General features: G+C 69.4%; 17 protein-coding genes. 12 read left to right on the top strand and 5 right to left on the bottom strand.

Annotated features, from left to right (window positions below; genetic code table 11):
- Positions 1–9: 9 nt before the first annotated feature.
- Positions 10–882: a sugar phosphate isomerase/epimerase family protein gene (locus F9C11_RS39785; protein WP_409182483.1), complete on the bottom strand. Its 873-nt coding sequence runs from the start codon at positions 880–882 to the stop codon at positions 10–12.
- A 99-nt stretch (positions 883–981) separates the two neighbouring features.
- On the opposite strand from F9C11_RS39785, the gene F9C11_RS39780 reads away from it, so the two are divergent.
- Both F9C11_RS39780 and F9C11_RS39775 read left to right on the top strand, forming a co-directional pair.
- The gene (locus F9C11_RS39780; protein WP_409182482.1) at positions 982–1,992 is read left to right on the top strand and encodes a LacI family DNA-binding transcriptional regulator; all 1,011 of its coding nucleotides are present in this window, start codon (positions 982–984) and stop codon (positions 1,990–1,992) included.
- Positions 1,989–2,990: a Gfo/Idh/MocA family oxidoreductase gene (locus tag F9C11_RS39775; protein WP_409182481.1), complete on the top strand. Its 1,002-nt coding sequence runs from the start codon at positions 1,989–1,991 to the stop codon at positions 2,988–2,990. Before F9C11_RS39780 ends, F9C11_RS39775 begins: the two co-directional genes overlap by 4 nt.
- Positions 2,991–3,143: 153 nt before the next feature.
- Here F9C11_RS39775 and F9C11_RS39770 read toward each other — a convergent pair whose 3' ends face one another.
- Positions 3,144–3,740 (bottom strand): TetR/AcrR family transcriptional regulator, encoded by a 597-nt coding sequence (locus tag F9C11_RS39770; RefSeq protein WP_409182480.1) that lies wholly within the window; start codon positions 3,738–3,740, stop codon positions 3,144–3,146.
- A 61-nt stretch (positions 3,741–3,801) separates the two neighbouring features.
- On the opposite strand from F9C11_RS39770, the gene F9C11_RS39765 reads away from it, so the two are divergent.
- Together F9C11_RS39765 and F9C11_RS39760 are read left to right on the top strand one after the other, a co-directional pair.
- Entirely contained in the window at positions 3,802–4,461 is a 660-nt protein-coding gene (locus F9C11_RS39765) for an SDR family NAD(P)-dependent oxidoreductase (protein ID WP_409182479.1), read from the top strand.
- A gap of 53 nt (positions 4,462–4,514) precedes the next feature.
- Positions 4,515–5,018, top strand: a complete 504-nt coding sequence (locus F9C11_RS39760) for a GNAT family N-acetyltransferase (RefSeq protein ID WP_409182478.1) — start codon at positions 4,515–4,517, stop codon at positions 5,016–5,018.
- Positions 5,019–5,098: 80 nt separating this feature from the next.
- Here the strand turns inward: F9C11_RS39760 and asnB are convergent, their stop codons facing one another.
- A complete protein-coding gene (gene asnB, locus F9C11_RS39755; protein ID WP_409182477.1) occupies positions 5,099–6,940 on the bottom strand; it encodes an asparagine synthase (glutamine-hydrolyzing) in 1,842 nt (613 codons plus the stop codon).
- Between the two features lie 423 nt (positions 6,941–7,363).
- On the opposite strand from asnB, the gene kdpF reads away from it, so the two are divergent.
- The 6 genes from kdpF to F9C11_RS39725 are packed head-to-tail and all read left to right on the top strand — an operon-like array spanning position 7,364 to position 15,089.
- Entirely contained in the window at positions 7,364–7,465 is a 102-nt protein-coding gene (gene kdpF, locus F9C11_RS39750; RefSeq protein WP_037358287.1) for a K(+)-transporting ATPase subunit F, read from the top strand.
- Position 7,466: 1 nt separating this feature from the next.
- On the top strand, positions 7,467–9,128 hold the full coding sequence (kdpA, locus tag F9C11_RS39745) for a potassium-transporting ATPase subunit KdpA (RefSeq protein ID WP_409182476.1): 1,662 nt from the start codon (positions 7,467–7,469) through the stop codon (positions 9,126–9,128).
- Positions 9,125–11,218: a potassium-transporting ATPase subunit KdpB gene (gene kdpB, locus F9C11_RS39740; RefSeq protein WP_409182475.1), complete on the top strand. Its 2,094-nt coding sequence runs from the start codon at positions 9,125–9,127 to the stop codon at positions 11,216–11,218. The genes kdpA and kdpB overlap by 4 nt, the downstream gene beginning before the upstream one ends.
- 1 nt (position 11,219) lies before the next feature.
- Positions 11,220–11,831: a potassium-transporting ATPase subunit C gene (locus F9C11_RS39735; RefSeq protein WP_409182474.1), complete on the top strand. Its 612-nt coding sequence runs from the start codon at positions 11,220–11,222 to the stop codon at positions 11,829–11,831.
- 4 nt (positions 11,832–11,835) lie between these two features.
- Positions 11,836–14,394: a DUF4118 domain-containing protein gene (locus F9C11_RS39730; protein ID WP_409182473.1), complete on the top strand. Its 2,559-nt coding sequence runs from the start codon at positions 11,836–11,838 to the stop codon at positions 14,392–14,394.
- The gene (locus tag F9C11_RS39725; RefSeq protein ID WP_409182472.1) at positions 14,391–15,089 is read left to right on the top strand and encodes a response regulator; all 699 of its coding nucleotides are present in this window, start codon (positions 14,391–14,393) and stop codon (positions 15,087–15,089) included. The genes F9C11_RS39730 and F9C11_RS39725 overlap by 4 nt, the downstream gene beginning before the upstream one ends.
- Before the next feature lie 44 nt (positions 15,090–15,133).
- Here F9C11_RS39725 and F9C11_RS39720 read toward each other — a convergent pair whose 3' ends face one another.
- A complete protein-coding gene (locus F9C11_RS39720) occupies positions 15,134–15,823 on the bottom strand; it encodes a hypothetical protein (RefSeq protein ID WP_409182471.1) in 690 nt (229 codons plus the stop codon).
- 158 nt (positions 15,824–15,981) lie between these two features.
- Between F9C11_RS39720 and F9C11_RS39715 the strand changes: the two genes are divergently transcribed.
- Entirely contained in the window at positions 15,982–16,278 is a 297-nt protein-coding gene (locus F9C11_RS39715) for an acylphosphatase (protein WP_409182470.1), read from the top strand.
- A gap of 179 nt (positions 16,279–16,457) precedes the next feature.
- Entirely contained in the window at positions 16,458–20,060 is a 3,603-nt protein-coding gene (gene smc, locus F9C11_RS39710) for a chromosome segregation protein SMC (protein ID WP_409187079.1), read from the top strand.
- A gap of 117 nt (positions 20,061–20,177) precedes the next feature.
- Here the strand turns inward: smc and F9C11_RS39705 are convergent, their stop codons facing one another.
- Complete coding sequence (locus F9C11_RS39705) at positions 20,178–21,743, bottom strand: sodium:solute symporter (RefSeq protein ID WP_409182469.1); 1,566 nt, start codon at positions 21,741–21,743, stop codon at positions 20,178–20,180.
- Positions 21,744–21,745: the final 2 nt, after the last annotated feature.

Below are 21,745 nucleotides of genomic sequence, written 5' to 3'. Positions count from 1 at the left end.
TTTCCAACGTCAGCCGGTGATGGTGCGCAGATACGACAGGCTGGCCGCGACGTCCTTGCCGGGGCGGTCCACCGGGCTGTCGTCGCTCAGCGCGGTGTCCTGCTCCAGGACGTACCAGCCGTCGTAGCCCGCTTCGACGACGGAGCGGACCATGGCTTCGATGTCGACGTCGCCCTCGCCCAGCGGCACGTAAAGCCCCTTGCCGACGGCTTCGGCGTACGGAAGTTCGCCCGCACGAACGGCGTCGGCCAGTTCGCCGCGGACGTCTTTGAGGTGCAGGTGGCCGATCCGCCGCGGGTGCCGCCGGGCGAGCGCGACCGGGTCGGTGCCGCCGATCAGCAGGTGGCCGGTGTCGAGGCAGAGCTGGAGATCGGAATCGGCGAGGAAGCGTTCGACCTCGGCCTCGGTCTCCACGTGGGTGCCGACGTGGGGATGCAGTACCGTTCGGAGGCCGTGTTTCGCTGCTGTATCGCGGATCTTGCCTGCCGTGCGGACCAAAGTGGACCATTCGGCGTCGGTCAGAGTGGGCCGTTCGTCGTAACCGTCGAGGCCGGTTGCTGCGGCGAGCACGAGCGTTCCGCCGCCGCAGGCCGCGAACAGCGCCGCAGAGTCTTCCGCTTCGGCGACGGCCGCGTCCGGATTTTCGTGCAGCGGCACGGCGAGGAAGCCGCCGACGAGTTCGAGCCGATGGCTTCCCAGCAGCTTCTTCAGCTCGGCCGGTTCGCGCGGCAGGTAACCGGGCGGGCCCAATTCCGTTGCGGTGACGCCCAATCCGGCCATTTCCCCGAGCACCGCCGGGGCGTCGAGCACTCGTCCCCAGCCGGGCACCTCGCAGACTCCCCACGAGATCGGGGCGGCGGCGACGCGGATCTTCGCGGTCATGGATCCCTCTCCGGTCGGGGGACGGGCCCTTGATTAGAGCGCTCTAAGCTTGTAGCGTCCGGACCGTCGCGTCAAGCGCTTCTCCGGGGAGGTTTTCGCATGGGGAAGCCCACCATGGAGGACGTCGCCGCGCGCGCCGGGGTTTCCCGGGCGCTGGTTTCGCTCGTGATGCGCAACGCGCCGAACGTCTCGGCGCGACGGCGCGCGGCGGTGCTGAAAGCGGCCGAGGAACTGGGGTATTCGCCGCACGTCATGGCGCGGTCTCTGGCGAGCCGGACCTCGACGGTGCTCGGCGTGATGGTGAACGATCTGCGCAACGCCTTCTTCGCCGACGTCGTGGAAGGGCTGGACGCGGCGGCTCAATCGGCCGGATTCGATTTGATCCTCAACACCGGCGGCCGGATGCCATCGCGGGAAGGGGCGGCGTTGCGCAGTCTGCTGTCTTTTCGTCCGGCTGGCATGGTGCTGTTGTCGCCAGTCGTGCCAGCCGCAGCGATCGAAGCCGCGGCACGGCAGTGTCCGGTAGTGTTGGTGTCGCGCACTTCTCGTCTGTCCACTGTGGATACCGTGAACGACGACGGCGAGGCTGGCGCGGCGTTGGCCGTGGAGCACCTGGTCCAGCTGGGGCATCGGCGGATCGCGCATCTCGACGGCGGGGGAGCGGCCGGTGCCGCGGCGCGACGGCGCGGTTTCCAGCGGGCGATGCGGGCGCACGGGCTGGAGCCGATCGTGGTGCGCAGCGAACACACCGACACGGCGGGCGAAAAGGCTGTGCAGGAGTTGCTGTCGGTGTATTCACCGACGCCGACCGCGCTGCTCGCGGGCAACGACTTCAACGCGGTCGGGGCGATCTCGGCGCTCGAGGAACACGGGTTGCGGGTGCCAGAGGACGTTTCGGTGGTCGGCTACGACAACACGTCCTTGGCTTCCCTGCGGCACATTTCACTGACCACAGTGGACCAGCCGCGCGCGGAAATGGCGCGGCTCGCTTTTGACGCGTTGCTGGAACGCGTACGCGGTGAGCGCACCGAGCCGGTGCGGCATTTGCTTCATCCGTCCCTGGTCGTGCGGGAGACCACGGGGCCTAACTCAGGGGAGGCACAGCGATGAGGTTGGGACTGGCAGGAGCCGGACGGATCGGAGCCGCGCACGCGGAAACGCTGGCGGGCTTCGACGAGGTCGCTTCGGTGGTCGTGGCGGACGTGGATCCCGCGCGAGCCCAGTCGGTCGCGGCTCGGCTCGGAGTCGAGGCGGCTGAGGGAATCGACGCGCTGTTCCGGGCTGGTCTCGACGGTTTGGTCATCGCGGCGGCCACGGACGCGCATCCGAAGTTGATCATCCAGGCGGTCGACGCGGGAGTGCCGGTGTTCTGCGAAAAGCCGGTCGCCGCGGACATCCCCGGCACACTCGCGGTGCTCGACCGGATCGCGGGCTCGGACGTCCCGGTGCAGATCGGCTTCCAGCGCCGGTTCGACGCGGGCTACCAGGCCGCGCGGGTCGCGGTGGAAAGCGGGGAACTGGGCTGGCTGCACAGCGTCCGGGCGACCACTTTGGACCCGGCCCCGCCGCCCGCCGCCTATGTCGCGCATTCCGGCGGACTGTTCCGGGACTGCGGGGTGCACGATTTCGACATCCTCCGGTGGGTGACCGGCCGGGAAGTCGCGGAAGTTTTCGCCTTGGGCGGCAACAAAGGCGAGCAGTTCTTCGCGGATGCCGGAGACGTCGACACCGCGGCAGTCGCCCTGACGCTCGACGACGGAACCCTCGCGACGGTCTCGCTGACGCGCTACAACGGCGCGGGCTACGACGTGCGCTTCGAAGCCCTCGGCTCGCTGGGGAACGCCGTGGTGGGCTTGGACGACCAGGCCCCGCTGCGGTCGGTGGAACCGGGGGTCGGACCGTTGCCGGGACCGGCGTATCCCGGCTTCATGGAACGGTTCCGGACCGCTTATGCCGCCGAGCTGCGGGCCTTCCTGGACGTCGCCGCCCGGCGGATCCCGTCGCCGGCGGGCGCGGGGGATGCGTTGGAGGCGTTCTACATCGCGGAGGCGTGCGAGGTCTCGCGGAGGGAGAACCGTCCGGTGCGGGTCGCGGAGGTGCGGCGGTAGGCGGGAAAGTATATGAGCACCTCGGCGAGAGCGTTGAGTTCTTCCGCGTCGAAACGACCGGAAAGCACCGCTGTGTTGCCGTGTCCGTCGCCGACCGCCTCATGGCGAGCGAGGTGTGCGCTTCAGCTCTTTGAGTCGGCATGCGCCGATAACTCAACCTCGCGGGCGAAGCAGCTTCTCCACCAACGTATCCACCAGCTCCCGAGGCACCGCCGCCCCGGTCAGTGCACTGTAGACGATCGGCCCCAGCAAAGAGTCCCTTGTGGACTCCGGGTCCAGCACCGGGGAAATCTCGCCTGATTCGGCGGCCCGCGTCAGCATCTCGCGCTCGGCGAGCTGCCGCGGCTCCAAGTAGCGCTCATGGAAGCGCGCCGCCGTCCCGACATCGTGCTGTGCCTCGGCCAGCAGGGTGAGCAGGCATTTGCCCGCCGGGTCCTCGGTCAGGAAGTGCGCGAAGTCGCGCAGATACGCGCGGATGCTCTCAGCTGTCGGCAGGTCCGTCGGCACCGGCAGGCGTTTCGCGCTGTCCTCGATCAGCGTGTCCAGCAGGATTTCGACCTTGGACGGCCACCAGCGGTAGATCGTCTGCTTCGCGACGCCGGCGCGACGCGCGATCGCTTCGACGGTCAATGCGCCGAAGCCGTGCTCGACCAGCAGGTCGTCGGCGGCGTGGAGCACCGCCAGGCGGGCGGCCTCGTCGCGCCGGTTGCCGGAGCGTGCCCTGCGGGGCTGGGAATTGACTGCGGGCATACCGGACACCTTACCGTGCTACTGTCTAGACGTGACGTTGCGTCTAGACAAGGGAGCGGCCATGACAGCACGCCGGGCAGTGGTGGTCGGGGCTTCGCGCGGACTGGGATTGGTGCTGGTCACCGAACTGGACCGGCGCGGATGGGAGGTCATCGCGACCACTCGCGACGGTTCGGTGCCGCTGGAGGGAATGCGGACCGAGCACCTCGAGATGACCGACGAAGCACAGATCGCCGCGCTGAGAGACAGAATGGACGGTCCGCTCGATCTGCTCTTCGTGAACGCGGCGATCGACCGCGGGAATCTGCCGATCAGCGAAGTGCCCACTGGGATGTTCGCCGAAGTGATGATCACGAATGCGTTGGGGCCGTTGAGAGTCCTCGAAGGACTGCGCGATCTCGTCGCGCCGGGCGGCACGGTCGCGGTGATGTCGTCCGAACAGGGCAGTATCTCGAGGAACGTCGAACCGGGATACGAGCTGTACAAGGCGAGCAAGGCCGCGCTCAACCAGCTCATGCGCAGTTACGCGACCCGGTACAAGGGCGACGGGCGCACCAAACTGCTCATCGACCCCGGCCACAACCGGACGCGGCTCGGCGGGCCGGACGCGCCGTTGCTGCCGGAAGAAAGCGTGCCCGCGGTCGTCGACGTGCTCGAAGCGCGGGCGGGCGAGCCGGGGCTGCGGTTCCTCGACCGGTTCGGCGAGCAGATTCCCTGGTAACGACTAAGCCGATCGGGTAGCGCCGGGCGGCTTCGCGTGCCAAGCTGCGGGGCGTGCCTGGATCGGGAGAATCCGAGATCGTGCTGATCCCGCTCGACGAGCAGGGGCTGGAGCGGCTGCTGGAAGCCGCGGTGGCCGACGCCGATCCGACGGAGGTCATGCCGCCGGTGGAGGGTCCCGCCGGATGGACCGAAGCCCGCCGCGAAGCGTTTCTCGCCTTCCACCGCCGACGATCGCTCAATCCGGACACCGCCATCGAGACGACGTGGGTCGTGGAGGTCGACGGCCAGGTCTGCGGGGCGGCCCGGCTGCGGCCGGTGTCCGGACGGGCCGCGCTGGAGGTCGAAGCCGGGGTGTGGCTCGGCCGTTCGGCGCGCGGCCGCGGGATCGGGCGCAAGGTGACCGCGGTGCTGCTGGACGCGGCGCGCGACGGCGGCGCGGCGAAGTTCGTCGCGACGACCACAGTGGACAACGCGGCAGCCCAGCGGCTGCTGAGCGGGGCCGGTGCGGAACTGGACGTCCGCGGCACGGAGATCGACGCGCACCTGGACTTCTGACCGGCCCGGCACCGCCGGGCGAGGCCAAGGTCCGTGAGGGGAACTCTGAGGGATTCAGCTTTCCCCTCACGGACAGCGGGTCAGTTGAGTTCCAGCTCCGGCGAGTACATGTCGAACCAGTGGTGCAGGTCCAGTGCCCGGTCCATGCCGACGCGCTGGGCCTGGCTGATCGCCGACGGATCGGTGTCCGCCGACTGCTGCAGCCACTCCCGGCTGACCATCTGGAACACCGGATTGTCCTTCTGCGCCAAGGCTTCCTTGACCTGCTGCTGCAGCGCGATCGCGTACCCCGGGTCCTGAGTGGACGGATACGGGCTCTTCACCCGGTCCCGCACCGACGCGGGCAGCACGTGCTTCGTCGCGTGCCGCAGCAGGCTTTTTTCCCGGCCGTCGAAGGTCTTCAGCGACCACGGCGCGTTGTAGACGTACTCCACCAGCCGGTGGTCGCAGAACGGCACGCGCACTTCCAGGCCCACCGCCATCGACATCCGGTCCTTGCGGTCGAGCAGCTGCCGCACGAAACGGGTCAGGTGCAGGTTCGAGATGACCCGCATCCGGGACTCCCGCTCGGATTCGCCGTCCAGCAAGTCCACTTGGGACACCGCGGTCCGGTACTGGTCGTCGACGTAGGAATCCAGGTCCAGCTTCGCGGCGAGACCCGGTTCGAGCAGCGAACCCCGGTTCTCCATCAGGCTGTTGCGGAAGGCCAGCCACGGGAAGGTGTCCGCGTTGACCGCGGCCTCGTCGTGGAACCAGCGGTACCCGCCGAACACCTCGTCGGCCGATTCGCCGGACAGTGCGACCGTCGATTCCGCCCGGATCGCCTTGAACAGCAAGTACAACGACGTGTCCATGTCGCCGAGCCCGGACGGGATGTCGCGGGCGCGCAGCACCGCGCGGCGCACCTCGGGGTCGCTCAGGTCGGCCGGGTTCAGCATCACGTCCTGGTGCGCCGAACCGACGAGCTTGGCGACGTCGCGGATGTAGGGCGAATCGGGCGTGTCGCGCATTTCGTCGGGCTGGAAGTTCTCCTCCTGCCCGAAAAAGTCGACCGAGAAGGTGCGCAGCTGCTCGCCTTCCTCGGCGAGCCGGGCGGCGGCGAGGCCGGTGACCGCGCTCGAGTCGAGACCGCCGGACAGCAGCACGCAGCGCGGGACGTCGGCGATCAGCTGCCGGTTGACGATGTCGGTCATCAGCTCGCGCACGCGCGCGACCGTCGTCTCCTGGTCGTCGGTGTGCTCCTTCGCGTCGAGCTTCCAGTAGGTGCGGGTGTTGATGCCCTCGCGGGTCACCGTCACGACGGTGGCCGGGTCGACCTCGTACATGCCCTTCCACAGCGACCAGCCCGGCCGCTTCGTGAAGCCCATCAGCTCGCGCAGGCCGTCGCTGTCGACCACCTTGCGCGCCAACGGGTTCGCCAGGATCGCCTTCGGCTCGGAGCCGAACAGGACGCCGTCGCGGGTGGGGTAGTAGTAGAACGGCTTGATGCCCATCCGGTCGCGGATCATCACGAGCTTCTGGTCGCGCTCGTCCCAGATCGCGAACGCGTACATGCCGTTGAGGTGGTCCACGACCTCGGTGCCCCACTGCAGATAGCCGTGCAGCACGACCTCGGTGTCGCTGTCGGTCTCCCAGCGGTGCCCCAGTTTGGTGAGTTCTTCACGAAGTTCGGAGAAGTTGTACGCCTCGCCGCTGTAGACCATCGCGACCTCGCCGTTCGGGGTCTTGACGCTCATCGGCTGGCGGCCGCCCGGCAGGTCGATGATGGCGAGCCGGCGATGGCCCAGCGCGACCGAGCGGCGGACCCAGGTTCCGCGGTCGTCGGGTCCTCGGCAGGCCATGGTCTCGGTCATCGCGTCCGCGATCTCCTGCTGCTGCGTGAGATCGGTGTCGTAGGAAACCCAGCCCGCGATTCCGCACATACGAGCCCTCCCTGAACCTAGTTAGTTAGTTGATACAACTATTGGTTACTCAGGTGTAACACGGACCCCGGCGCTTGTCTGCCCGAATTGCACTCTCTGTCCTTGATCCGCTACCAGCTGTGCCGCAAGTCACCCACCAACTACAGAACGTCACGCGCTCCCCATCGCCCGGATGCCGCCCGCCGTAGTGGCCCGGGTCACCGGGCGTCAAGATCGCGTAAACGCCCCCAGGTCGCGGCGTCAAGGAGGCGTCAGACGCGGGTGCTCACGCTCCGCTACGACCGCACAGTGGCTCTCGACCGACGGTCACCCGTGCCGGGTGACCCTTCCTGAGAGGTGCCTCGTGGCGGATTTGCTGTACGCCCTATTGCTCATCGGCGTTTTCGCGGTGCTCGCCGGTGTCCTGCGCGGGCTGGAGAAGCTGTGAGCGGCGCGGGCACCGTGGCCAACATCGTCGGCGGGCTGCTGGCGCTTGGCCTCCTCGGCTACCTGTTCGTCGCCCTCGTGAGGCCGGAGAAATTCTGAGATGAGTGACGTCGCGGCCGGCTTCCTGCAAGCCGGCGTGCTCCTGGTCGCCCTCGCGGTGGTCTACAAACCCCTCGGCGACTACCTCGCCCGCGTCTTCTCCACCGGGAAGCACCTGCGGGTCGAGAAGGCCCTGTACAAGATCGTCCGGGTCGACCCGGGCACCGAACAGCACTGGAAGACCTACGCCTCCGGCGTGCTCGGCTTCTCGTTCGTCTCGGTGCTCCTGCTGTATCTGCTGCAGCGCCTGCAATCGGTCCTGCCGTGGAACTTCGGCCGCGGGCCGGTGTCGCCCGCCGTCGCCTTCAACACCGCGGTTTCCTTCGTGACCAACACGAACTGGCAGTCGTACACCCCCGAGACGACCATGGGCCACTTCGTCCAGATGGCCGGGCTCACCGTGCAGAACTTCCTGTCCGCCGGTGTCGGGCTCGCCGTGGCGATCGCGGTGACGCGCGGGTTCGTCCGCTCGCGCACCGACCGGCTGGGCAACTTCTGGGTCGACCTGACCCGCGGCACGATTCGCGTGCTGCTGCCGATGGCGTTCGTGTTCGCGCTCGTGCTCGTGGCGCTCGGCGTGGTGCAGAGCCTGCGTTCCGGCGTCGCGGTGACGAATCCGGACGGCAGCACCAGCCGGATCGCGCTCGCCCCGGCGGCGAGCCAGGAAGTGATCAAGGAACTGGGCACGAACGGCGGCGGCATCTTCAACGCCAACTCCGCGCACCCGTTCGAGAACCCGAACGTCTGGACCAACGTCGTCGAGATGTTCCTGATCCTGGTGATCCCGGTCTGCCTCACCCGCGCCTTCGGGCAATTGGTCGGCAACCGGAAGCAGGGCTACGTGCTGCTGTCGGTGATGGCCGGTCTGTGGACCGCGATGCTCGCGGTGATCTGGACTTCCGAGGCACGCACGAACAGCCCGGCGGCGCTGGCCGCGGGCGCGAACCTCGAAGGCAAGGAACAGCGGTTCGGGATCGGCGGCACGTCGTTGTTCGCCGACACCACCACCGGTACTTCGACCGGCGCGGTGAACGGCGCGCACGACAGCCTGTCCGGCCTCGGCGGCGGGGGCACGATGCTGAACATGCTCTTCGGCGAGGTTTCGCCGGGCGGCGTCGGCACCGGGATGTACGGCATCCTCGTGATGGCCGTGATCGCGATGTTCCTCGCCGGGCTGATGGTCGGCCGGACGCCGGAGTACCTGGGCAAGAAGCTCGGCAAACGCGAGGTCACCTGCGCGGCGATCGCGATGCTGGCGATGCCCACCGTGGTCCTGCTCGGCTCCGGCATCGCGCTGATGCTGCCGGGAACCCGGGACGCGCTGGGCAACTCGGGTCCGCACGGGCTGTCGGAAGTCCTGTACGGCTACACGTCCGCGGGCAACAACAACGGCAGCGCCTTCGGCGGTCTCACCGCGACCAGCGACTGGTTCCAGGCGTCGCTGTCGGTGGCCATGCTGATCGGCCGGTTCGTGCCCATCGTCGCGGTGCTCTGCCTGGCGGGTTCGCTTGCCGCGCAGAAGAAAGTCCCGGAAACCGCGGGCACGCTGCCCACCACCGGGCCGCTGTTCGGGACGCTGCTGACCGGCACCGTCGTCCTCGTCGCGGCCCTCACGTTCATCCCGGCCCTCGCGCTGGGGCCGATCGCGGAGGCGTTGGCATGACCATCACTCAAGAGCGGACTCCCGAAGAGGAGACGCAACACCACGTAGAAAACGCTGGCAGAGTCGGTGCCGGTGTCTTCAGTCCGAAGCAGCTGTGGTCGTCCATGCCGGACGCGCTGCGCAAGCTGAACCCGCGCCACCAGCTCAAAAACCCGGTGATGTTCGTGGTGTGGGCCGGTTCGGTCCTGACCACCGTCTTCGCGATCACCGACCCGAGCGTGTTCTCCATCCTGATCGCGGTGTGGCTGTGGTTCACCGTCGTGTTCGCGAACCTGGCCGAGGCCGTCGCCGAGGGGCGCGGCAAGGCGCAGGCGGAATCCTTGCGGCGGACCAAAAAGGAGACCGTCGCGCGGCGGCTCACCGAGGACGGTTCCGAAGAGCAAGTGCCGGGCGTGGACCTGCGCGTCGGCGACCGCGTGGTGGTCGAGGCCGGGCAGGTGATCCCGGGCGACGGCGACGTCGTCGAGGGCATCGCCACGGTCGACGAATCGGCCATCACCGGCGAGTCGGCTCCGGTGATCCGGGAGTCCGGCGGCGACCGTTCGGCGGTGACCGGCGGCACCACGGTGCTGAGCGACCGGATCGTGGTGCGGATCAGCACCAAGCCCGGCGAGTCCTTTGTGGACCGGATGATCGCGTTGGTGGAAGGCGCTTCCCGGCAGAAGACGCCGAACGAGATCGCGCTGACCATCCTGCTGTCGACGCTGACCATCATCTTCCTGCTCGCCGTCGTGGCGCTGCAGCCGATGGCGGCCTACTCCGGCAGCGAGCAGTCGGTGATCGTGCTGACCGCGCTGCTGGTCTGCCTGATCCCGACGACGATCGGCGCGCTGCTGAGCGCGATCGGCATCGCCGGGATGGACCGGCTGGTGCAGCGCAACGTCCTCGCCACCTCCGGCCGCGCGGTCGAAGCCGCCGGAGACGTATCGACTCTGCTGCTGGACAAGACCGGCACGATCACCTTCGGCAACCGGCGCGCGACCGAGCTGATCCCGGTCGGCGAGTCCACTGTGGACGACCTGGCGCGCGCGGTCCGGCTGTCCAGCCTCGCCGACGGCACGCCGGAAGGCCGCAGCATCGTCGAGCTGACCGCCGAGCAGCACGGGCTGCCCGGAAAAGCGGACGACAGCGAAAAGCTCGCCGAGTTCGTGCCGTTCACCGCCCAGACCCGGATGAGCGGCGTCGACCTCGATGGCCGCGAAGTCCGCAAGGGCGCGACTTCGGCGGTGCGCCAATGGGTGCGCGACCGCGGCGGCGATGTGCCGGACGAGACCGAACGCGTCGTGGACGAGATCAGCCAGCAGGGCGGAACCCCGCTGGTGGTCGCGGAAGCGGCGGGCGGCACGGCGTTCGTGCGCGGCGTGATCCGGCTGTCGGACGTGGTGAAGCCGGGCATGAAGGAGCGGTTCGAGGAACTGCGCTCGATGGGCATCAAGACGGTGATGATCACCGGCGACAACCCGCTCACCGCGAAGGCCATTGCCGAGGACGCGGGCGTCGACGACTATCTCGCCGAGGCCAAGCCCGAGGACAAGATGGCGCTCATCAAGAAGGAGCAGGAGGGCGGGCGGCTCGTCGCGATGACCGGCGACGGCACGAACGACGCGCCCGCGCTCGCGCAGTCCGACGTCGGCGTGGCGATGAACACCGGGACCATGGCGGCCAAGGAGGCCGGCAACATGGTCGACCTCGATTCGAACCCGACGAAGCTGATCGAGATCGTCGGCATCGGCAAACAGCTGCTGATCACCCGCGGCGCGCTCACCACGTTCAGCGTGGCGAACGACCTGGCGAAGTACTTCGCCATCCTGCCGGCGATGTTCACCAGCATCTTCGCCCAGCTCGGCGCGCTCAACATCATGCACCTGGCGACGCCGAAGTCGGCGATCCTGTCCGCGGTGATCTTCAACGCGCTGATCATCGTCGCGCTGATCCCGCTCGCCCTGCGCGGCGTGCGGTACCGGCCGTCGTCGGCGTCCGCGCTGCTGCGCCGCAACCTGCTCGTCTACGGCCTCGGCGGGATCGTCAGCCCGTTCCTCGGGATCTGGGTGATCGACCTGATCGTGCGCCACATTCCAGGGATTGGCTGACATGAACGTCTTGCTCAAGCAGACCTGGGCGGGCCTGCGCCTGCTCCTCGCGATGACCGTGCTGCTCGGCATCCTCTATCCGCTGGGCGTGTGGGCGGTGTCCCGCATTCCCGGCCTCCAGGGGAACGCGGAGGGCTCGGTGGTGACGCAGAACGGCCAGGCCGTCGGCTCGTCGCTGATCGGGATCGACCCGGTGCCCGCCGACGCCGCGCACGACCCGTGGTTCCACAACCGGCCCTCCGCCGGTTCGAAGGACGTGCTCGGGCCGGGCGACCCGTCGACGTCGGGGCCGTCCAACAAGGGGCCGTACAACGAGGATCTGGCGAAGGCCATCGCGCAGCGGCGGGAGCTGATCGCCAAACGCGAGGGCGTCAACCCGGCGGAGGTGCCCGCGGACGCGGTGACCGCCTCGGGTTCGGGCCTCGACCCGGCGATCAGCTTCGCCTACGCCGAGCTGCAGGTGCTTCGCGTGGCCCGCAACACCGGGCTGAGCGAGGACAAGGTGCGGCAGCTGGTCGCGGACAACACCACCGGCAACGGGATCGGCGTGCCGGGCGTGAATGTGCTCCGGCTCAACCTTGCCGTGCATTCGGCCGCTCCTGGCGCACACTGACACAGTGAGCACCTCTGACCCCTCCCCGAAGCCGCGCCGAGGCGAACTGCGGATCTACCTCGGCGCGGCTCCGGGCGTCGGCAAGACCTTCGCCATGCTCGGCGAAGCACGCCGCCGCCTCGACCGCGGCACCGACGTGGTCGTCGGCCTGGTCGAGACGCACGGCCGGAAGAAGACCGCCGACCTGCTCGACGGGCTGGAGATCGTGCCGCGGCGCACGGTCCGCCACCGCGGGCACGAGTTCGCCGAAATGGACCTCGACGCGGTGCTCGCCCGCGCGCCCGAGGTCGTCGTCGTGGACGAGCTGGCGCACACGAACGTGCCCGGCGGACGGCACGAGAAACGCTGGCAGGACATCGACGAGCTGCTCGAAGCGGGCATCGACGTGCTGTCCACGGTCAACGTCCAGCACCTGCAGAGCCTCAACGACGTGGTCGAGCGGATCACCGGCGTCACCCAGCAGGAAACCGTTCCGGACGAGGTCGTGCGCCGGGCGGAGCAGCTGGAGCTGGTGGACATCACGCCGGAGGCGCTGCGGCGGCGGCTCGCGCACGGCAACGTCTACCCGGCCGAGCGGATCGACGCCGCGCTGGGCAACTACTTCCGGCCCGGCAACCTCACCGCGTTGCGCGAACTGGCCCTGTTGTGGGTGGCCGACCAGGTCGACGTCGCGCTGCAGCGGTATCGCGCCGAGCAGAAGATCACCGATACGTGGGAAACGCGCGAACGGGTGGTCGTGTCGATCACCGGCGGTCCGGAAAGCGAGACGCTGATCCGGCGGGCCAGCCGGATCGCCACCCGGGCGGGCGCGGAACTGCAGGTCGTGCACATCCTGCGCGGAGACGGCCTGGCCGGGATCGGGCCGACCGCGATGGCCCGCTGCCGCACGCTGGCCGAGGAGGTCGGCGCGACCTTTCACACGGTGGTCGGCGACGACGTGCCGACGGCGCTGCTCGACTTCGCGCGCGGCGTCAACGCGACTCAGCTGGTGGTGGGGACTTCGCGGCGCTCCCGGATCGCGCGGCTTTTCGACCAGGGCATCGGCGCGACCGTGGTGCAGCAGTCCGGGCCGATCGACGTGCACATGGTCACGCACTCCTACGCCGGCGGACGGCTGCGGGCGCGGCTGGGCACGAGCCCGCTGGCGCCGTCGCGGCTCGTGCTGGGCTGGGTGCTGAGCATCGTGGCGCCGCTCCTCGCGACCGGGCTCGGCGTGCTGCTGCGCGACGCGGTCGAGTTCTCCACGGACGTTGTTCTGTTCGTGCTGGCCACCGTAATCGTCGCGCTGGTGGGCGGGCTCGGTCCGGCGTTGGTGGCCGCGGTCTTCGGCGCGGGGCTGTTGAACTTCTTCTTCACACCGCCGCTGTACACGCTGGATGTGCACAGCCCGCAGAACGTCGTGACGTTGATCGCGATGGTCGTGGTGGCGGTGATGGTGGCGCTCGTCGTCGCTTCGGCCGCCCGGCGCGGGGTGGCGGCGGCGCGGGCGCGAACGGAGGCGTCGTTGCTGGCGTCTTATGCGCGCACCGTGCTGACCGATCCGAATCCGATCGAGCGGTTGCTGGAGAAGGTCCGGGAGAACTTCGGCCTCACTTCCGTGACGCTGCTGGAGAAACGCAACGGAAAGTGGGAAAAGGTCGCGCTCTCCGGCGGTGAACCGTGCGCTGATCCGGATGAGGCCGATGTGGACATCGCAGTGACTGCCGATGTCCACCTGACGTTGCGCGGGCGCGCGTTGCCCGCGGCGGACCGCCGCGTATTGGAAGCTGTTGCGGGACAAGCGTTGCTCGCCTTGCGACAGCAGCGGATGGCGGCAGCCGCGGCAGCTGCAGAACGGAAAGCCGAGGCGACCGAACTGCGCACGACGCTGCTGTCCGCGGTCGGGCATGACTTGCGGACGCCGCTCACGTCCATCAAGGCCGCGATCGGCAGCCTGCGCGCGCCGGATCTATCGCTGTCCGATGAGGACACTGAGGAACTGATGGAGGCCGTCGAGCTTTCGGCCGACCGGCTCGCCGGGCTGATCGACAACCTGCTCGACTCCTCCCGGCTGGCCACCGGTGCGGTCACCCCGCATCTGCGGCCGGTCGGCTACGACGAAGTGGTCGCGCACGCGCTGTCCAATGTGGACAACTCGCAGAACGTGCAGGTCTCCGTCGACGCGCGGTTGCCTTCGGTGCAAGCGGATCCCGGCCTGCTGGAACGGGTGATCGCGAACGTGCTCGACAACGCCCTCCGGCACGGCGGCGGCGACGTTTCCGCACGGGCGAGCGCGCATTCGGAGTACGTGGAACTGCGGATCGTCGACCACGGCAAGGGGTTGCGGAAGGGCGCCGCGGAATCCGCGTTCGCGCCGTTCCAGCGGCTGGGCGGGGACCGGGACTCGACGCCGGGCGTCGGGCTCGGCCTGTCCGTCGCGAAGGGGTTCACCGAGGCGATGGGCGGTACGGTTCGCGCCGAGGACACTCCTGGCGGAGGGTTGACCGTGGTGATCTCGCTCCCGGCCTGCACCGGCCGGGAACTGGTGGAAGCCGAATCGGCGGAGGAGGGCGCGGCGCGATGACTGCCGACCAAACGGCCACGGTGCTGGTCGTCGACGATGAACCGCAGATCGTGCGCGCGCTGCGGATCAACCTCAACGCGCGCGGGTACAAGGTGATCACCGCACACGACGGCACCGCCGCGCTGAAGGCGGTCGCCGAAACGAAACCGGACGTGGTCGTGCTCGACCTCGGCCTGCCGGATCTGGACGGCACCGAGGTGATCGCGGGCCTGCGCGGCTGGACCACGGTGCCGATCATCGTGCTCTCCGCGCGCGGCGATTCCGCGGACAAGGTGCAGGCGCTCGACGCGGGGGCCGACGACTACGTCACCAAACCGTTCGGAATGGACGAACTGCTGGCCCGGTTGCGGGCGGCGGTCCGTCGTTCGTCGGTGGTGGGCACGGACGGCGCGGAAGCCGTGGTGGACACCGGATCGTTCACCATCGACCTGGCGGCGAAGAAGGTGCTGCGCGAGGGCCGCGAGGTGCATCTGACGAAAACCGAATGGGGCGTGCTGGAACTGCTCGTGCGCAACCGCGGCCGGTTGGTGGCGCAGAAGCAGCTGCTGCACGAGGTGTGGGGACCGTCGTACGAGACGGAATCCCATTACCTGCGCGTGTATTTGGCGCAGCTGCGGCGGAAGCTGGAACCGGAGCCTTCGCGGCCGCGGCACTTGCTCACCGAACCCGGTATGGGGTACCGCTTCGAAATCTGACCTGGCGGTAAAGCCGTGAGGGAATCGGATTCCCTCACGGACTTTCAGCGGCTGGTGGGGCTCGTCGGGTTGGAGTCCGAAGTGGACGCGCTCGGCGACGAGGACGGCTGTCCGCCGGTGGAGCTGCTGCCGGAGCTGGGCGGCGGGCTGTCCGGGGGCGAGGAGTGGGTCGGGTCGGACGACGTCGACGTCGGCGGGTTCACCGTGTGCGACGAGGGAGGGGTCGTGGTTCCGCCGCCGGGATTGGTCGGCGGGTCGCTGCGTTGCGACGTGGTGCCGCCCGGCGTCGGCTGTCCGCCGCCCGGCTGCCCGCCGGGCTGGCCCGCGTTCGGCGGGGGCGTGATCACGCTCGTCGTCGGCTTGCCGTCCGGGCCCACCGCCACCACGGTCGTCGGGGTCGGCGGGACGGTCTGGCCGGGGGTCGGCGAACCGGGGACGGTCATCGGGCCGCCGGGGACGGCGTTGCCCGGGACGACGACCTGCGAGCCGACCGGTTGGCCGCCCATTCCGCCGCCGCTGGTGCTGGTCGTCGCGGTGTCGGCGACCGAGCCGGGGCCGGCCAGTTCGGCGACCGCGGCGAAGGCGGTGGCGACGACGAGGCCGCTGACGCCCAGGATCGCGTAGCCGGAGCGGCTGAGCCTCCCGCTCGCGCCCTTCGGCGGTGCGGTGCGGCCAGCGCTCACCGCGATCTCCGGCGACGCCGAGCTTGGTTCAGGCCCGTCGGGACGGGACATGCGGGCTCCTTAGAAGAGACAACGCTCAGGTCGAGGGCGGCACGGGGGAGCGGGGCTCCGGCCCCGGATGCCAGGCGGGAGGTTATCACCGCTCAGGACCCGTTCGCGCGGCCCAGGCACGGGGCCGTCACGGTCCGCAGCCGGGCGCGTGCGGCAGGATGGGGCCGGTGAACGAGCAGGAATCGCCCGTCCGGCTGGCCGCCTGGGTGCACGGGCAGGTGCAGGGTGTCGGTTTTCGCTGGTGGACCCGGAGCCGCGCGCTCGAACTCGGGCTGACCGGATTCGCCAGGAACCTCCCGGACGGCCGTGTCGAGGTGGTCGCGGAGGGTGACCGGGACAACTGTGCGCGACTGCTGGCCGCGCTGCGCTCGGGAACCTCACCCGGACGAGTGGATCAGGTCGTTGAACGCTGGACGGACGCCAAGGGCGGGCTGGACGGCTTCGCCGAACGCTGAGAGCGGTGGGACGGCTGCGGCTGATGGGGTGCTTGGGGTTGCCGGGGCTTTGGAACCTGTGCTAGGCGCGCCCGGGCGGCCCGGCCTCCCACGGCGCGCCCGAACCCCCGGGTAGCCTGTCGGCGAACCGGGGGACCGGTAGCCATCCAGTACCCGTGGCCAAGAGGGGTCGGCAGCACGTGCACCTGAAAAGCCTGACGCTCAAGGGCTTCAAGTCCTTCGCCTCGGCGACCACGCTGCGCTTCGAACCCGGCATCACCTGCGTGGTCGGCCCGAACGGCTCCGGAAAATCGAACGTCCTCGACGCGCTGCGCTGGGTCATGGGCACCCAGGGCGCGAAGGACCTGCGCGGCGGCAAGATGGAGGACGTCATCTTCGCCGGCACCGCCGGCCGCGCCCCGCTCGGCCGCGCCGAGGTCACGCTCACCATCGACAACGCCGACGGCGCGCTGCCGATCGAGTACGCCGAGGTCTCCATCACCCGCCGGATGTTCCGCGACGGCGCGAGCGAGTACGAGATCAACGGCGACCGCTGCCGGCTGATGGACGTCCAGGAACTGCTGTCGGACTCCGGTATCGGCCGCGAGATGCACGTCATCGTCGGGCAGGGCCAGCTGTCGGCGATCCTCGAGTCGAAGCCCGAGGAGCGGCGCGCGTTCATCGAGGAGGCTGCGGGCGTCCTCAAACACCGCAAGCGCAAAGAGCAGACCCTGCGCAAGCTCAACAACATGCAGGGCAACCTCGATCGGCTCACCGACCTCACCACCGAACTGCGCCGCCAGCTCAAACCGCTGGGCAAACAGGCCGAGATCGCCCGCAAGGCCCAGTCGGTGCAGTCCGACCTGCGCGACGCCCGGCTCCGGCTGCTCGCCGACGACCTGGTCACCCAGCGCGAGTCCATCGCCCGCGACGAGGCCGACGAGCGCACCGCCCGCCAGCGCCGCGCCGAGGTCGAGCAGGCGCTGGAAATCGTGTCCGCCGAAGAGGCCGAGCTGGAGGCTTCGCTCGCCGAGGACGCGCCGCGGCTGCAGATCGCGCAGGAGACTTGGTACAAGCTGTCCGCGCTCACCGAACGGCTGCGCGGCACCGTGCGGCTGGCGGTGGAGCGGCAGCGGCACCTTTCCTCCGACGTTTCCGCGCCGACCGGCGGCCGGGACCCGGAGGAGCTGCTCGCGGAAGCCGAACAAGCCGCCGAACGCGAGCAGGAACTCACCGAGGCCGTCATGGAGGCCCGCGAACTTCTCGCGGAAACCGTGCTGCGCCGGGAAGAACTCGAACAGCGGGTGCAGGCCGCGGAGCGCGCGCACTGGGCCGCGGTCCGGGCGATCGCCGACCGCCGCGAGGGCATGGCGAAGCTGACCGGTCAGGTCGAAGCGTTGCGCAGCAAGAACGGCGCGACCGCGGAAGAGGTCGACCGGCTCACCGTCGGGCTGCAGGAAGCGGCCGAGCGCGCCGAAATCGCGGTCGAGGAGCTGGAAGAAGCGAAAGCCGCCGGCGGCACGGAGGAATCCGACGACGCCGAGCTGCAGCAGCGCCACGACCGTGCGGTGGAGGCGAACAACGCCGCCAAGGCCCGTGTCGAAGAGCTGGTGAAGGCCGAACGCGGCGCCGAGCGCGAGATCGCGTCGGAGAAGGCGCGCGTCGAGGCGTTGTCGATGGGGCTCAAGCGCAAGGACGGCGCGGGCGCGCTGCTGGGTGCTTCCGCGGAACTGCCGGGGCTGCTCGGTTCGGTCGCCGCGTTGCTCACCGTGCAGCCGGGCCACGAGGTCGCGCTGGCCGCCGCGCTCGGACCGGTGGCCGACGCGGTCGCGGTGTCCGGCGGCGAGAACGCGCTGTCCGCGCTGAAGTACTTGAAGGAGACCGATTCCGGCCGCGCCGGGATCGTGCCGGTCGGTGCCGCGTCCACTGTGGACACTAGCTCGTGGCCGGCGCTGCCCGAGGGCGCGCGCTGGGCCCGCGAGGTCGTCAGCGCGCCGGAGCAGCTGCGGCCCGCGGTCGAGACGGCGCTGGACCGGCTCGCGCTGGTGCCGGACCTGGAAGCCGCGCGTCAGCTCGTCGCGCAGCACCCGGAAGTGCGTGCGGTCACCGCCGAGGGCGATGTCTTCGGGGCCACCTGGATCGCGGGTGGTTCCGCCGCGCGCGAGAGCGTGATCGAGGTCCAGGCGGCGGTCGACGAGGCGCAGGAACGCTTGCGCACCGCCGAACGCGCGCTGGAGCGGTACTCCGCCGAACTGGAGGGCGCCCGCGCCGAACAGCAGTCCCGGCGCGAAGAGGTCAGCCAGGCGAAGGACGCGCTCGGCGAAGCCAAGGTGCGCAAGGCGCGGTCCTCGGAGCGGCTCAACCGGCTGCAGCAGGCGGCGCGGTCCGCGCAGGCCGAGGTCGAACGGCTGACCCAGCAGCGCGCGAAGGTCGAGCAGAGCCGCGAGCAGGCGCTGGAACAGTTGGCAGAGCTGGAAGAACGGCTCGCCGCGGTCGCCGAGCAGCCGGTCGAGGACGACCCGGACACCGCCGAACGCGACGAAGCCGCCGAGCAGCTTGCCGTGGTACGGCAGGAAGAAGTCGAAGCCCGGCTCGCGCAGCGCACCGCCGAGGAACGCGCGCGCAGCATCGCCGGACGAGCGGAATCGTTGCGCCGCGCGGCTTACGCCGAACAGCAGGCCCGCGAGCGCGCGGCCAAGGCACGGGAAGCGCGCGAGCGCGGCGCGGAAATCGCGAACGCGGTCGTCAACGCCGGCGAGTTCGCGCTGGAGCGGATCGAGCTGTCCGTGCAGCGCGCGGCCGCCGAGCGCGACGAAGCCCAAGCCCAGCGCCAAAGCCGCGAAACCGCGCTCACCGCGGTGCGCGCGAAGGTGCGCGAGCTGTCCGGCGAGCTGGAGAAGCTGACCGACGCCGTGCACCGCGACGAGGTGCTGCGCGCCGAGCAGAAGCTGCGGCTGGAAACGCTGGAAGCCAAGATCGCCGAGGACTTCGGCATCGGCCTGGCGGACCTGGTCGAGGAGTACGGCCCGAACGTGCCGGTGCCGCCGAGCGCGGGCGAGATGGCCGAGTACGAGGCGGCCAAGGAACGCGGCGAGGACGTCACCCCGCCGCCGCCGATGCCCTACGACCGCGAAACCCAGGCCCGCCGCGCCAAGCGCGCGGAGAAGGACCTCACCCTGCTGGGCAAGGTGAACCCGCTGGCGCTGGAGGAATTCGCGGCGCTGGAGGAGCGGTACAAGTTCCTCTCCACCCAGCTGGAAGACCTCAAGGACACCCGCAAGGACCTCGAGGCCGTCATCAAGCAGGTCGACGAGAAGATCCTGGAGGTCTTCACCTCGGCCTACGCGGACGTGGCGCGCGAGTTCGAGACCGTCTTCGGCGTGCTGTTCCCCGGCGGCGAGGGCCGGATGGTGCTCACCGAGCCGAACGACCTGCTCGCCACCGGCGTGGACGTCGAGGCGCGTCCGCCGGGCAAGAAGGTCAAGCGGCTGTCGCTGCTGTCCGGCGGCGAGAAGTCGCTGGTGGCGGTCGGCATGCTGGTCGCGATCTTCCGGGCCCGCCCTTCGCCGTTCTACGTGATGGACGAGGTCGAGGCGGCGCTGGACGACACCAACATGCGCCGGCTGATCGGCCTGCTGGAGCAGCTGCGCGATTCGTCGCAGCTGATCATCATCACGCACCAGAAGCCGACGATGGAGATCGCCGACGCGCTGTACGGCGTGAGCATGCAGGGCGACGGCATCACCAAGGTGATCTCGCAGCGGCTGCGCACCGCGGCGGAGGAACCGGTCCCGGCGTCGTAACCGCGAGCCTGACGGTGGCCGCGCGCGAAGAGCAAGCTGCGGCGGGTCGTCATCCGCTGAGCGGACGCGGCCCGGTCCCCTCGGCTTCGAAGGGATCGGGCCGCGTTTCCGTCCTTGCTACGCAGGGGTTTCCACGGGTTCCTCGACCGTCTCGACATTCGGGTCCGCGCCGCGCCGCCGCAGCGACAGCAGTCCGCCCACGAGCAGCGTGATCAGCACCCCGGCGAAGGTGTACCAATACGTCGCCAGCGGCACGAGCGTCTTGGTCGCCGCGCCGAAGTGGATGTGCACCTCGGTGGTCGCCTTGTCGAATTTCACGAACAGGATCAGGAAAGCCATCCCGACCACCGAGCAGGCGAACGCGATCACCGCGTCGGATTGCCGGGCCTTGCGCACCAGCAGGCCGAGGAAGAACGAGCCGAGCAGCGCGCCGTAGGTGTAGCCGACGATGCCGAGGCCCTGCTGGATCACCGGGTCCTTCGAGTTGGTGAACATCGAGGCGAACACCGCGAACACCGCCGCCCAGATGAGTGTCCACATGCGACCGTGCCGGAGCAGTTTGGCGTCCTCGATCGATTTGTGCGTGAACCGCTGGTAGAGGTCGGCGATGGTGGAGGTGGAAAGCGCGTTGAGCGCGGACGCGAGCGCGCCCATGGTCGAGGCGAGGATGCCGGCGATCAAGAGCCCGGCGAGGCCGACCGGCAGGTCGTTGACGATGAAGTTGGAGAACACGTCGTCGCCGGACATCTTCCCGGCCGCGACCGCGGTGGCCGTCGCGCCGGTCTTGCCGCCGGTGTAGACCCACAGCATCGCGCCGACGAGCAGGAACAGCGCGAACTGGACGAACACCACGAAGGCCGAGCCGATCAGCGCGCGCTGGCCGTCCCGCAGGTTCCGGCACGAAAGCAGCCGTCCGACGATCAGCTGGTCCGCGCCGTGCGAAGCCATCGACAGGAACGCGCCGCCGACCACCGCGCAGAGGAACGCGTACGGGTTGGTGAGCAGGTTCGACGCGAAGTCGGTCAGCTGGAACCGGCCCTGGCTCGAGGCGATCTGCGTCCAGCCGGACGGCAGCTTCGTGGACAGGAAGATCACCGCGCCGACCGCGCCGAGGATGTAGAGCGACCACTGGATGACGTCCACCCAGATCACCGACTTGATGCCGCCGACGAACGCGTAGACCACGGTGAGCGCGGTCAGCAGCACGACGATGTGCCAGTACTCGGTGTGGATGCCGTAGTGGCCGAGGATCGCCTTGATCGGGATCGCCCCGGCGAACAGCCGCAGCCCCTCGGCCAGCAGCCGCGTCACCACGAAGGTGACCGACGCGGTGCCCTGCAGCCCGCGGCCGAAGCGGCGGCCGAGGAATTCGTACGCGCTCACGTAATTGCCGCGGAAATAGCGCGGCAGCAGCACGAACGCGGCGATCACGCGGCCGATGATGTAGCCGAAAGCGACTTCCAGGAACAGGAAGGCGCTGCCGAACACGAGCCCCGGCGTGGAGATCACGGTGAGCGTGGACGTCTCGGTGGCCACCACCGAGAGCGTGACCGCCCACCACGGCATGCTGCGTTCGCCGACGAAATAGTCGTTCGCGGACTTCTGTCTGCGTCCGACCAGCACGCCGATGACCGGCATCGCCGCGAGGTACACGATGACGATCACCAGATCGACTGGATTCATGG

This window comes from Amycolatopsis sp. VS8301801F10 (genome assembly GCF_046195355.1).
In the GTDB taxonomy this organism is placed as follows: Bacteria; Actinomycetota; Actinomycetes; order Mycobacteriales; family Pseudonocardiaceae; genus Amycolatopsis.
This window is presented reverse-complemented; position numbering and strand designations above follow the sequence as displayed.